Annotated in this window: 15 protein-coding genes; 6 read left to right on the plus strand and 9 right to left on the minus strand. The window is 64.9% G+C overall.

Annotated features, from left to right (window positions below):
- Positions 1–51 precede the first annotated feature (51 nt).
- Together TK49_RS20465 and TK49_RS20470 are read left to right on the plus strand one after the other, a co-directional pair.
- A complete protein-coding gene (locus TK49_RS20465; protein ID WP_045219569.1) occupies positions 52–489 on the plus strand; it encodes a multidrug/biocide efflux PACE transporter in 438 nt (145 codons plus the stop codon).
- Positions 490–602: 113 nt separating this feature from the next.
- The gene (locus tag TK49_RS20470; protein ID WP_045219571.1) at positions 603–1244 is read left to right on the plus strand and encodes a helix-turn-helix transcriptional regulator; all 642 of its coding nucleotides are present in this window, start codon (positions 603–605) and stop codon (positions 1242–1244) included.
- Between the two features lie 13 nt (positions 1245–1257).
- Here TK49_RS20470 and TK49_RS20475 read toward each other — a convergent pair whose 3' ends face one another.
- The 6 genes from TK49_RS20475 to TK49_RS20500 all read right to left on the minus strand — a co-directional run bounded on the left by TK49_RS20475 (position 1258) and on the right by TK49_RS20500 (position 5824).
- A complete protein-coding gene (locus TK49_RS20475; RefSeq protein ID WP_045219573.1) occupies positions 1258–1476 on the minus strand; it encodes a DUF1059 domain-containing protein in 219 nt (72 codons plus the stop codon).
- Between the two features lie 129 nt (positions 1477–1605).
- The gene (locus TK49_RS20480; RefSeq protein ID WP_045219575.1) at positions 1606–2004 is read right to left on the minus strand and encodes a DUF488 domain-containing protein; all 399 of its coding nucleotides are present in this window, start codon (positions 2002–2004) and stop codon (positions 1606–1608) included.
- 35 nt (positions 2005–2039) lie between these two features.
- Entirely contained in the window at positions 2040–3068 is a 1029-nt protein-coding gene (locus TK49_RS20485; RefSeq protein WP_045219577.1) for an ABC transporter substrate-binding protein, read from the minus strand.
- 299 nt (positions 3069–3367) lie between these two features.
- Positions 3368–4264 carry an ABC transporter permease gene (locus tag TK49_RS20490; protein WP_027679355.1) on the minus strand — a complete coding sequence of 299 codons (897 nt, stop codon included), beginning with the start codon at positions 4262–4264 and terminating at the stop codon, positions 3368–3370.
- Positions 4254–5048 carry an ABC transporter ATP-binding protein gene (locus tag TK49_RS20495; protein ID WP_012430126.1) on the minus strand — a complete coding sequence of 265 codons (795 nt, stop codon included), beginning with the start codon at positions 5046–5048 and terminating at the stop codon, positions 4254–4256. The genes TK49_RS20490 and TK49_RS20495 overlap by 11 nt, the downstream gene beginning before the upstream one ends.
- 53 nt (positions 5049–5101) lie before the next feature.
- A complete protein-coding gene (locus TK49_RS20500; RefSeq protein WP_027679354.1) occupies positions 5102–5824 on the minus strand; it encodes a GntR family transcriptional regulator in 723 nt (240 codons plus the stop codon).
- Between the two features lie 228 nt (positions 5825–6052).
- Here TK49_RS20500 and TK49_RS20505 point away from each other — a divergent pair, with 228 nt between their 5' ends.
- From TK49_RS20505 to TK49_RS20520, 4 genes are read left to right on the plus strand one after another with little or no spacing between them, the layout of a single operon-like run.
- Entirely contained in the window at positions 6053–7102 is a 1050-nt protein-coding gene (locus tag TK49_RS20505; protein ID WP_082062915.1) for an ABC transporter substrate-binding protein, read from the plus strand.
- 11 nt (positions 7103–7113) lie between these two features.
- On the plus strand, positions 7114–8028 hold the full coding sequence (locus tag TK49_RS20510; protein WP_045219590.1) for an ABC transporter ATP-binding protein: 915 nt from the start codon (positions 7114–7116) through the stop codon (positions 8026–8028).
- On the plus strand, positions 8025–8813 hold the full coding sequence (locus tag TK49_RS20515; RefSeq protein WP_045219592.1) for an ABC transporter permease: 789 nt from the start codon (positions 8025–8027) through the stop codon (positions 8811–8813). The genes TK49_RS20510 and TK49_RS20515 overlap by 4 nt, the downstream gene beginning before the upstream one ends.
- A gap of 19 nt (positions 8814–8832) precedes the next feature.
- Positions 8833–9783, plus strand: coding sequence for a type 2 periplasmic-binding domain-containing protein (locus TK49_RS20520; RefSeq protein WP_157774027.1), 951 nt, complete (start codon positions 8833–8835; stop codon positions 9781–9783).
- 28 nt (positions 9784–9811) lie between these two features.
- Here TK49_RS20520 and TK49_RS20525 read toward each other — a convergent pair whose 3' ends face one another.
- From TK49_RS20525 to TK49_RS20535, 3 genes are read right to left on the minus strand one after another with little or no spacing between them, the layout of a single operon-like run.
- Positions 9812–10456, minus strand: coding sequence for a methionine ABC transporter permease (locus TK49_RS20525; RefSeq protein WP_045219594.1), 645 nt, complete (start codon positions 10454–10456; stop codon positions 9812–9814).
- Positions 10449–11315: a methionine ABC transporter ATP-binding protein gene (locus tag TK49_RS20530; protein WP_082076363.1), complete on the minus strand. Its 867-nt coding sequence runs from the start codon at positions 11313–11315 to the stop codon at positions 10449–10451. Before TK49_RS20530 ends, TK49_RS20525 begins: the two co-directional genes overlap by 8 nt.
- An 11-nt stretch (positions 11316–11326) precedes the next feature.
- The gene (locus TK49_RS20535) at positions 11327–12139 is read right to left on the minus strand and encodes a MetQ/NlpA family ABC transporter substrate-binding protein (RefSeq protein ID WP_045219596.1); all 813 of its coding nucleotides are present in this window, start codon (positions 12137–12139) and stop codon (positions 11327–11329) included.
- Between the last annotated feature and the right edge of the window lie 96 nt (positions 12140–12235).

Below are 12235 nucleotides of genomic sequence, written 5' to 3' on the forward strand. Positions count from 1 at the left end.
TCATACGGCTCGTACCGATGAAAATACCCCTGTTCTTTGGAGGTATATGCAATGCAAGTCATACAGAAAACGCCGGCCGAGCGCCTTGTCCATGCGCTGACGTTCGAGTTGGTTGCCATGCTGATCTGCGCGCCGCTGTTTAGCTGGCTGATGGATTTGCCGTTGGCCGAAATGGGCGTGATGACGCTCATGTTTGCGGCAGTGGCGATGGTGTGGAACATGGTGTTCAACGCCATCTTCGAGCGCGTGGAGCGTCGCTACAGGCTCTCGCGCACCGTGATCCTGCGGGTGGTCCATGCCTGCCTGTTCGAAGGCGGGCTGGTCCTGATGCTGGTGCCGCTGGCTGCCTGGTGGCTCGACGTCGGTCTGTGGGAAGCGTTCGTGCTCGACATCGGCATCATGCTGCTGTTTCTGCCGTACACGTTCTTCTTCAACCTCGCCTACGATCACCTGCGCGCACGCTGGATGGCGCGCCGTGTCCTTGCCTGATGGGCGGATTGGCCTAGGGCAAAAATGGCAGCACGCGCAAAGCGTGCTTCCTATAATGAAGTTCCTTTTTTCGACGGGCGCACCGGCCAGGCCGCTGCGCCCGTATTGCATCCATGCCGCGCTTTGTTGCCATGCCGTCTCATGCCTCGGCAATCGTGCTGCGCCAATGCTACGTGGCGGCGTGCGCGGGCGATGCCGTGGGTATGATGGACGTAGTGCGCGATGTGTGCGGTGCACGTCATGCCGCAGCCATGGTGCGCTGGCGCGTTGATGGGCGGTGGCATTGGGCGGCGTCGCAGGGTGTCTGCATGGCCAGGCTGCTGCTGCACGCCAGGCACGGCGACGGCGTGACCGGCTGGCCGATTGCCGACGCCGAAGTGCGCGGCATGGTGTGGTTCGAGGATCGGCCGCGGGGGCAGCGAGCGCGCGCGGGGTACCGGGCGGGGCCGCTCGCTCTGCTGCCGCATGTGGCACAGGCGCTGCCGCTGTGCTGGCAGCGCGCGGCCGCCCGCGCAGGCGTGGCGCCGGTGCAGCCGGCCAACGCCTGGCTGACAGGTCTCTTCCACCTCACCCGCCGGGAGGCGGATGTGGCCGACCTGCTGGCACACGGCGCCGATCCGGCAAGCATTGCCCGCAAGCTCGGCATCTCGCTCGACACGGTGCGCACGCACCTCAAGCACGTCTATCGCAAGACGAACACGCACAGTCAATGCGATGTGGTGCGATTGATGCTCGCGGCATCCGCCCGCCGCTGACGCGGCTGCGCGGTCAGGCTGCTGCCACCTGGGGCGCTTCGGCGCTGGGTGTGCCGTCCTTGAACAGCGTTTGAAGCTGCGCCCGCAGCTCGGGCGTGTCGGCATGCTTGTGCACGGAAACGGCGTGTTGCACGGCGGCTTCGAGCAGCTCGGCGTCGCTGTCGGCGCTGATGGCGACCGAGCAGTTGGTCTCGCTGGGGAAGGCCCGGCAGTCGATGTAGCGGCGGCCCATGGCGGTACTCCTGAAACTAAACGATGGCCGCGCGATGCCGAAACGGGCGTCGCGCGTACGTTCGTTATAGGTTCGCCGGGGGGCAGTGTCGTCACCCGAGCGGGGTAGGACAGCGCTGAGGCGCCCGGCTCAGCCGACCACTCTGGCGCCGCGCTCCTGCAGCAGCACGCGCAGCACGGAACGGTGGCAATGGGCTTCGTCCTCGCAATAGCAGCCCACCGACAGGTTGGTCTGATGCGATAGCGCGGCCAGCATGTCGAGCAGGCGGGCGGCATCGCCGTCGCGCATTTCGGTGCGGAAGTGGCGCACGAAGGTGTGCCAGGCTTTTTCATCGTGCTGGGCTTGCGCGGCCTGGGCTTGCTTGACCAGTTCGGGCGTGGGCGAAAGCAGCGGCATCCACACGTCATAGAAATCGCGGCTGGCGAATGCTTCCTTGGGCACGCCGCGCGGCGGGCGCCGTACGGTGCCGATGCGCAAGCCTTCGTCGGGGTGACGCGGCTCGCCGAGCCGGACGATGCGTAGTGCCATGAAATGTCTCCGTGTGGATGCTGCGCGCGGCGTGCTTACGAACCCTGCCGGCTCTGCACCGTTGGGAAGAACAGATCCTTCCACGACGCCGGCCTGTTCTTGAGCGTGCCCACGCGCTGCATGAACTCAGCATAGTGTGCGACGCCCACCGGCGTGGTCGTGAAGCGCGAGTCCGGATCGTCCAGGATCTTCTTCACCTCTTCCGGCGAACTCTTCACCTTCGACTGGGCGATGTAGATCTGCGCCGCCTTGGTCTTGTCCTTGGCGATGAATGCGTTGGCTTCATCCAGCGCCGCCACGAACGCCGCCGACAGTTTCGGGTTGGCCTCGTAGAACTTCTTGCTCGTGTAGGTCATGTCCAGCGTGATGTTGCCGAGCACGTCGACCGTGTTGAACACGCGGTGCAGGCCCGGGGCAGCGGCCTCGGTGTACGAGAACGGTGGCGAGGCCATGTGGCTGTTGATCTGGCTGCCGCCGGCCAGCATGACGGCGGTGGCGTCAGGGTGCGGCAGCGGCACGGTGATCGGGTCGAGCTTGTTGAACTGCTTGTCGCCGAAGGTCTTGGCGGCGGCCATTTGCAGCACCACGGCGGGCAGCGAGGTCTTGATGCCGGGCACGGCGATGCGGTCCTTGTCGGAGAAATCCGCCAGCGTTTTGACGTTGGGGTTGCGCGTCATCAGGTACATCGACGACGAGCTGAGCGACGACAGGCCGCGCACTTCCATCGCGCTGCCGCGGGTTTTGTCCCACAGCGTGAGGAAGCCAGGCACGCCCAGCGAGGCAATGTCGAGCGCGCCGGAGAGCATGGCGTCGTTGATGACGTTGCCGCCGTCGAGCACGCGGTAGCTGACCTTCACGTCGCCCAGGCCGGCGGCCTTGGCTTGCTTCTCCAGCAGGTGCTCGCTGGCCATGACCATGATGGGGAGGTAGAGGATGCCGTAGCCGTGGGAGATGCGGACTTCGGTGGCTTCTGCGTGGGCGGTGGTGATGGCGCCGGCCAGGAGCGATGTGGCCAGCGCGGCGGCGACTGTCAGGCGGAGGATGGTGCGGCGGGGGTGCTGCATGTGTTGTCTCCTTGTTGGTCTGTTGGTCTGTTGGGCTTTATGTTTGTTGGTGGTGTGTCCCTTGTTTCACCCCCTGCCGGGGGCGACTTACTTTCTTTGTCTTGCCAAAGAAAGTAAGCAAAGAAAGGCGCGCCCGAGATGGCGACTTCCCCTTGGATTTGTGTCACGGGGAGGGAGGGGAGGCAAACTCGCTGCGCTCAGACAGCCTCCCTTCTTTTTCCTCCCCGCGACAAAAATCCAAGGCGCCATCTAGGGCAGGGTACGGCCACACCGTCTGGGCGCTGGCGTTGCGCCCATGTTCAGTTCTGCATGCCCCAGCGTTTGACGGTGCGGGCTTCGAGCGTGCGGAATACTAGGTTCTCTACCAGCAGGCCGATGATGATCACCGTCAGCAGGCCGGCGAATACTTCCGGAATCTGCAACTGATTCTTGTTCTCGTAGATGTACCAGCCCAGGCCGCCCTGGCCGGAGCTGACGCCAAACACCAGTTCGGAGGCGATCAACGTGCGCCATGCGAAGGCCCAGCCGATTTTCAGGCCGGTGAGGATGGAGGGGAACGCGGCCGGGATCAGGATCTTGGTCAGGTATCCCATGCCGGAGAGCCCGTAGTTGCGGCCCACCATGCGCAGCGTGTTCGATACCGACAGGAAACCGGCATGCGTGTTGAGCGACACCGCCCACACTACCGAATGCACGATCACGAAGATCAGGCTGCCGTTGCCGAGGCCGAACCACACGAGTGCGATCGGCAGCAGCGCAATGGCCGGCAGCGGGTTGAACATGGCGGTGAGCGTTTCCAGGAAGTCCTGCCCGAGCCGGTTGCTGATGCCGAGCACGACCAGCGCGCAGGACAACGCCAAGCCGAGCGCGTAGCCTGCCAGCAGCGTTTGCATCGACGTCCCGATGCGAGCGAACAGCGTGCCGCTCGCTAACCCAGCCCACAAAGCCTGCACCGTGTCAGAGAAGGTGGGCAGCAGAAGCGGGTTGTCGAGCCAGCGCGCACCGCCTTCCCACACGAGTGCGAGCACGACGAGGATGACGAGCTTGCGCAGCCATGCCTGTTCGTACAAACGCTCGGCAATGGAGAGCGGTTTTTCCACCACGCCGATGCGCTCGAACGCCACGGGCGTGCTGTAGACGGGCGCGCGGTTGCTGATGTCGGTGGCCGCTGGCATGGAAAGCGTTTCAGTCTGCATGGGTTTCCTCCACTGCGCGGGCGAACAGCATGTCGTGGATCTCGGCTTCGAGCGCTTTGAAGCGCTCCGGGTCATCATCGCCGCGCGCGAGGCTCGGCAGCTCTGCGCGGACCTGGCCCGGATGCGGGGACAGGATCAGGATGCGGCTGCCGCAGCGGATCGCCTCCGGAATCGAGTGCGTGACGAACAGCACGGTGAAGCGCGTTTCGTCCCACAGCTGCAGCAGCTCGTCCTGCATCTTGCGGCGTGTGAGCGCGTCGAGCGCGGCGAACGGCTCGTCCATCAGCAGCACGTCGGGCTCCATCGCCATGCCGCGCGCAATGGCCACGCGTTGCTTCATCCCGCCTGACAGCATGTGCGGGTGATGGTCGGCAAACTTGGTGAGGTTGACCTTGTTGATGTAGTGCAGCGCGCGTTCTTCGGCTTCACGCGCGCCCAGCTTGCCCGTGGAGAGCAGCGGGAACAGCACGTTCTCTTTCACCGTTTTCCACGGCAGGAGCTGGTCGAACTCCTGGAACACCATCATGCGATCCGGCCCGGGCTTGGTCACGGGTTGCCCCTTCAGGCGGATCTCGCCCTCGGTGGGCGTGAGATAGCCGCCGATGGCTTTCAGCAATGTCGATTTACCGCAGCCCGACGGCCCGAGCAGGATGTAGCGCTCGCCGGGATAGACCTGGAAGTCGACGCGGTAGGTGGCTGTCACCAGATGCTGGCGTGTCTTGTACTGCAGCGTGACGCCGCGCACGTCCAGCAGCGGCGGCGCGGTCGGTGAGTTGGCCTGCATGATGTTGTCTCCTGTGTGGGTTTTTTTCGGACTGGGTTGCGGCGTATGCGGCGCTAGCGGATATCCACGTGGTAGCGGAAGTGCGCCGCCGCGCCGCGCGAGCGCCGCCATTCGAGCGGCACCCGGTCGTAGCCCCGCGCAACGCGTTCGATGACCATCACCGGATCGCCGGCCTGGATGCGCAACAGCCGCGCATACGTTGCGTTGACGGCCTCGGCGGTGAGCGTTTCCTCAGCGCTGGCAATGATCTGCCCGCAGTGCGATTCGTACAGCGGATACAGCAGGTCGCCAAACGCCTCGAGTTCCAACGTGGCGAGCGGCGCAAAGCGGTCGTACGGCAGCCAGATTTCTTCGGCCAGCATGGGCGCGCCATCCAGCAGACGCAGTCGGGTCAGGCGAATGACGGGGGCGCCCGTCTCAATCTGCAGGCCCGCAGCGGGGGCAGACGGCGCATCCAGCACATCGCGCTTGAGGATGCGGCTCTCAGGAATGCGCCGTTCGCCGCTTTCACTCTGGAAGCGGAAGAACCGGAACAAGGAGCTGGCAAAGCTGGCGCGCCGCACGAAGGTGCCCCGGCCCTGGAAGCGTTCGAGCAGGCCCTCCGCCACCAACACATCGACGGCTTTGCGGACCGTGCCGACCGCCACGTTGTACGTCTTGGCCAGCTCGGCCTCGGTGGGGATGGCGTCGCCCGGGCGCCAGTGCTGCTGGGCGATCTGCGCGGCCAGATCGTCGCGCAATTGCTGATAGCGGGGCAGGCGGAGATCGGCGGGCATGGGTATCGAAAGTGGTCAACTATTCATCTATATGACTCGTCATTGTAGGGAGCTTGAGGGCCGCCGGCATTAGAGGAAAACCCGTGGCCCGGGCCGGGATGTCGGGCGCAGCGCGCAACCGATATGGATGCGCGAAAAGCTTCGTTGTCGTGCGGGATGGCCTATCCAATACTAGGCTGCGCCCATGCTGTGGGCGCTTGCAGACACTCCACCTTTGCGGAACGCCTGATGTCATCCAATGCCTTCTCTCTCACGTCGCGCCGCCGGGCGTTGAAACACCTTGCAACGCTGGCCGCATTGGGCAGCACCGGCCTGGGCCTGACAGCATGTTCGCGCAGCGATGGTCAGCAGAACGCCAAGGCGGGCAGTGGCCCGGCCGTCATCAAGAAAGCCGGTGACAAGGTGAGTTTCAAATATCCGGACAACCCGGCGTTCGACCTGATCTACCTGGCCGACCAGCTTGGCTACTTCGACGGCACCAACACGCGGCCGAATTACATCGGCAAGGTGGCGGCGCCGCAGATCATTCCGCTGGTCGGTACGGGCGAGATCGACTTCGGCTCGCGCATGGTGCCCCTGGTCATCTCGGCCTATGCCAGCGGCGCCGATATCAAGGTGGTGGCCGCCGGCGGCAAGACGCTGGAAGAAGCGCCCCACATGAAGTACTTCGTGCGCAAGGATTCCGGGATTCGCCAGCCGAAAGACCTGGAAGGCAAGACGGTCGGTTTCAACAGTTTTGGCGCGTGCGCCGAGTTTGTGACCAAGACGTTCCTGCGGCAGAAGGGTGTGGACGTCAACAAGATCAATTTCGTTGTGATTCCCGATGACCAGGCCGAGCAGACACTGGCCACAGGCAACACCGATCTGGCGATCATCCATGCGCCATTCTCGGGCCGCGCCGATCATGCGCAAAACCTCGTGCGCCTGTGGAGCGACTACGACCTCGACGGCGGCCTGGGCGGCATGGCGCCGTACAGCGCGCACGGCAAGTTCATCCGGGAACAGCCCGAAGCAGTGCGCGACGTGGTGACGGCGCTGGCCAAGGCGGGCAACTGGGTCAACGCCAACCCGGAGGATGCACGCAAGCTGGTCTCGCAGCGCATCAAGCTCGATCTGCAGTTTGTCGATCGCTATGCGTATGTAGAGGACCTGGTGATCACCGAGCCGCCCATTCAGTACTACATCGACGTGCTCGAACGCGAGGGAAAGCTTGCGAAGGGCAAGGTGGCCGCGCGCGATATCTACACCAACGAGTTCAACCCGTACGTCAAGGCCTGAAGGACACGACGATGAGCAGCAAGATCGTGGCGCGCGGTGTGCGCATGGATTACAGCGTACGCAACGATGCAGGGCAACGGGAAGACGTGGCCGTTTTGCGAGACTTCGACCTGGACATTCGCGACGGCGAGTTTCTTTCGGTGTTGGGGCCGTCCGGGTGCGGCAAGTCGACGTTTCTCAGCATCCTGGCGGGGCTCACCGACCGCACCGGCGGCAGTATCCGTATCGACGGCCAGCCCCTCACGGGCATCAACCCGCAGCAAGGCGTGGTGTTCCAGGGCTACGCGCTGTTTCCGTGGCGCACGGTGCTGGAGAACATCGAAGTCGGTCTGGAGATTCGTGGCGTGCCCAAGGCGGAACGCCGCCGCATCGCGCAGGAGCATCTGGAGCTGGTGGGCCTGACGGGCGCGGGTGCCCGCTATCCGCACGAGATTTCGGGCGGCATGAAGCAGCGTGTGGCGATCGCGCGCTCGCTGGCCTACAAGCCTGATGTACTGCTGATGGACGAACCGTTTGCCGCGCTCGACGCGCAAACGCGCGAGATCCTGCAGGGCGAACTGCTGCGCATCTGGGAGCAGTACCGCAAGACCATCGTCTTCATCACGCACAGCCTGGATGAGGCCATATTTTTGTCGGACCGCATCGCCGTGATGACGCGCCGGCCCGGTACCGTCAAGCAGATCCTCGAGGTGCCGTTGCCGCGCCCGCGCCTGCCGGAACTGCGCAATTCAGAGGCGTTCGTCGCGCTGCGCCAGCAGGCGTGGGACATCCTTAAGGACGAAGTGCAGTTTGCCAACCCGGGCGCCGCGCCCCGGCCGCTGGGCGCCACTGCCGATCCGCGCGAGCGCGCGGAAGGTGAAGCCGTGCTGCACGCCGCAGGGCACGATGTCCGTGGCCAGATTGCCGTTGCGGAGGCCGCACGATGAGCACGCGCAAGTTGACCGTCCGTCTTGGCGATCACGCATGGGGGGTGGCCGGCATCGTAGGATTTTTGCTGCTATGGGAGCTGGTGCCGCGCCTGGGCATCGTGAGCGATGCCTACCTGAGCCCGCCGTCGCAAGTGGCCGAGGCGATCTGGCAGCTCGCGCATAGCGGGGCGCTGCTCAAGCACGTGGCCGCGAGTCTGCAGCGTTCCTTGTGGGGTCTGCTGCTGGCCATCGCGCTGGGTGTGACGCTGGGCTTGCTGATGGGCTGGTTCACGCGCTTCGAGGCGATTGTCGATCCCATCCTCCAGCTGTTTCGGCAGACCTCCGCATTTGCGCTGTTTCCGGTGTTCATCCTCTTTCTGGGGATCGGCGAGCTGTCCAAGGTGGCCATCATCTTCTGGGCGTCGTTCTGGCCGGTGCTGCTGAGCACGATCGGCGGGGTGCGGCAGGTCGACAAGTTGCTGATCCACTCGGCGCGCTCCATGGGCGCGTCGAACCTGTTCGTGTTCCGCAAGGTGGTGTTGCCGGCGGCCACGCCGTCGATCTTCACCGGCATCCGCCTGGCCGGTACGTATTGCGTGACGGCGTTGGTGGCAGCGGAGATGATCGGTGCGCATTCCGGGCTGGGCTTCCTGACGCTGAATTCGCAGGAGGTGTTCCAGATCCCGACGATGTATGCGGGCATTCTTCTGCTGGCCGTGCTGGGGCTGGTGCTGAACACCATCCTGGCATCGATCGAGCGGCGCCTGACCCGCTGGCGCAAGGGCCTGACGCTCAATGCCTGAGCGTGCGCCCACATGGCGCGTGCCAATCCTGACCGCGCCGATTGCGCAGGCATGGCGCCTGCGCAGGCCCTGGCTCGTTGCGCTGGGCATTGCAGCGACAGGCGCGCTGGCCTGGTTCGGTGCGCCGGCGCTGATGCCCCACGTTCCGCATTGGCCCGAGCGCTTGCCCTTGCCGATGCAGGCCTGGCTGGCACAGCGTCAAGCGGAGCCGGACTGGGCCGCATTGCCGCTGGGCCCGGTGCTGCGCGATGCGCAACGTAATGGTGAGTTGGTCGTGGCAGTGCGCGCCTATGCGCGGCCGGCGCCGCCCGGGGTGACCGCACCGATGGAGCCCGATCACTTTGATGCCGAATTCGCAGCCACGCTGGCGCAGCACCTGCAATTGCAATTGCGGCTGGTCAACCTGCCGGCAGACGGCCTAGTGCCTCACGACGCGCATATCGACCTGGTCGTCGCCGGCAGCCAACCGGCGCCTGCTGCGTGGCAGCCTGTGCCCACGGCGTATACCGGCGGGCAGGGCGCGCTGGTGGTGCTGCGCAACACTCCGTATCGCTTCGCCGCCGATCTGCGCGCACGCACGGTCTGCGTTGCACAGGGCAGTCCGTATGCCAGCGGATTGGCTGCGCGTGATGGCGCCATTCCCCGGCAGTATCCGTCGGCGGTCCGTGCCATCTGGGGATTCCTTTCGGGCGAGTGCCAGGCGTTGGCAGACGATGCGCAAGCGCTGGCACGGCTGGTGCAATTGCCGGAATGGCGCTTCTACCGCACGCTGGAAGACGACATCGCCCCGGACAACACTGCGGCGCAGATCGCCCTGCGCACCCGCGATGCCGTGTCTGCCAACTATGTGGACCGTGCAGTGCGCGTCTGGAAGACCGGCGGTGCGCTGGCCCGCGCCAGCACACAGCGCGCCGGCGACATTGCCTTCGAGGTGAGCCGGTTGCAGGATGGGCTGGTCTGCCACAACTGACGGTATCGGCAGGCCTCGGTGGGCGCCGTCAGTGGCGGTGATCGAACTGGCGCGCCAGCCGCTCGCCGCCCAGCTGCACGGCCGTCACCAGCACGATGAGGATGGCGATGACGTTGAACATGACGGCGGTTTCGTAACGCTCATAACCGTAGCGGATAGCAAGATCGCCCAGCCCGCCGGCGCCCACCGCACCTGCCATGGCCGAAGCGCCGATCATGGCGATGACCGTCACGGTGGCGCCGCCGATGAGCGCGGGCAGCGCCTCGGGCAGCAGCACGTGCCGCACGATGTGCCAGCGGCGGCAGCCCATGGCGCGCGCGGCCTCCACCAGGCCGCGATCGACCTCGTTCAGGCCTACCTGCGATACACGCGCAAAGAACGGAATCAGATGGGCGCTCAACGGCACCACGGCCGCCCACGTGCCCATGGTCGTGCCGACAATGAGCCGGGTGACGGGCAGCATCGCCACCAGCAGGATGATGAAAGGGATCGAGCGGAACGTATTGACCAGTACCGACAGCACGCGGTGCAGGCGCGGCCGGGGCCGCAAGCCGCCCGGCGCCGACGTGGTGAGCACGATGGCCAACGCCAGGCCGACGACGAATACCACCAGGCATGCGCTGCTGACCATCAAGAGCGTTTCGCCGAATGCGCGCAGGTATTTTTCAAGCATGGGCGTAAGCGCGACCCGGCGGATCGGCCAAGAGGACAACAGGTTTGGTGGGCGTCATGCCAGAGCGTTGGCGCAGCGGACGCAGCAGTGCCAGCGTGGCGTCTGCATGCGGATCGGCGAACACCTGATCGACCGTGCCGTGCTCGGCAATGCGGCCTTGATCGAGCACCAGGACGCGATCGCAGGCGTCGCGGATCACCGCCATGTCATGCGTGACCAGCACGACGGTCAGCCCCAGGCGCCGGTTGATGTCGCCAAGCAGCAGGAGAATCTGTTCGGTCGTTTCAGGGTCCAGCGCAGACGTCGCTTCGTCGCACAACAGGATCTCCGGGCGATGCACCAGCGCGCGGGCAATGCCGACGCGCTGCTTTTGCCCACCGGAGAGCTTCGCCGGATACACGCCGGCCTTTTCGGACAGGCCGACCAGATCGAGTAGCTCCATAACACGAGGCCCGATGGCTTCGCGCGGCACACCCGCCACACGAAGCGGCAGCGCAACGTTCTCGAAAACGGTCTTGGCCGACAACAGGTTGAAGTGCTGGAAGATCATGCCGACGCGCCGGCGGAGCGCGACCAGGCCGTCTTCGTCAAGGCGGCCGACATCGATGTCGTCGATGCGGATCGTGCCCGCGTCGGGGCGTTCCAGCATGTTGACCGTGCGCAGCAGCGTGGATTTCCCCGCGCCGCTGCGGCCGATGATGCCGAACACCTCGCCGCGCGCGATAGTGAACGAAATGCTGTCGAGCGCGAGCGTGCTGGCGCCGGGATAGGTCTTGCTGATGCGTTCGAACGCAATGTGCGGCATGGCCGGGGCTGCCGTGTTCGGCAATGCAGTGAGGTGCGGCGCGAGCGGGGGCATGATCGGCTGCCTCAGAACGCCGGGATGACCGAGCCCTGGTATTTGCTCAGGATGAACTGTCGCACTTCTTCAGACTGATACGCCTTCACCAGCGGCACCACCCACGGCGCGCTCTTGTCCTGTTCCCGGACCACGATCACGTTGACGTACGGATTGCGTTCCTTCTTCTCCACCGCGATGCCGTCACGCGTGGCAATCAATCCGGCCTGGTAGGCAAAGGTGTTGACGATGGCCGCCGTGTCGACGTCGGGCAGCGAGCGCGAAAGCACCACCGATGCACTCTCCACCCACTCCAGCTTCTTCGGGTTGGCCGTCACGTCGGCCAGCGTGGCCGTGCCGGTAAAGGGATCGAAGCCGTCGCGCAGTTTGATCAGGCCATGATCGCGCAGGATGACAAGCGCACGCGTCTGGTTGCTCGGGTCGTTGGGCAGGCCGATGCGGGCGCCCACCGGCAGGGCTTCGAGCGATTTGTATTTGCGCGAGTAGAAGGCGATGGGCGAGATCAGCGTGTTGCCTACCGTCACCAGCTTGTAGCCGCGTTGCTTGATCTGGTCGCGCAGGAAAGGGATGTGCTGGAACGCATTGGCGTCGAGATCACCGTTGTTGAGAGCCTCGTTGGGGCTTGCGGTACCGGTGATGACGATGGGCTGGACCTTCAGCCCCTGCTTTTCGGCCACGCGGGTGACGACCTCCCAGATTTCTTCATCAACACCGCCGCGCACACCGACCTTGATCGGTTTGTCTGCCGCCAGCACGGAGCCGGCGCCCAGCGTCAGGGCAGTTGCAGCGGCCAGGAGGGCGTAAAAGAAAGGGCGTCGTTTCATGGGGTGGCTCGTGTGTGGTGAAGACGTGGCCCAGTCTAGAAGCGGCGTGCAGTGCTGGTCCACGAACAAAACCGAAGTAGCAAATTCGCAGCATGT

It is taken from the genome of Ralstonia mannitolilytica (assembly GCF_000954135.1).
Lineage (GTDB): Bacteria > Pseudomonadota > Gammaproteobacteria > Burkholderiales > Burkholderiaceae > Ralstonia > Ralstonia mannitolilytica.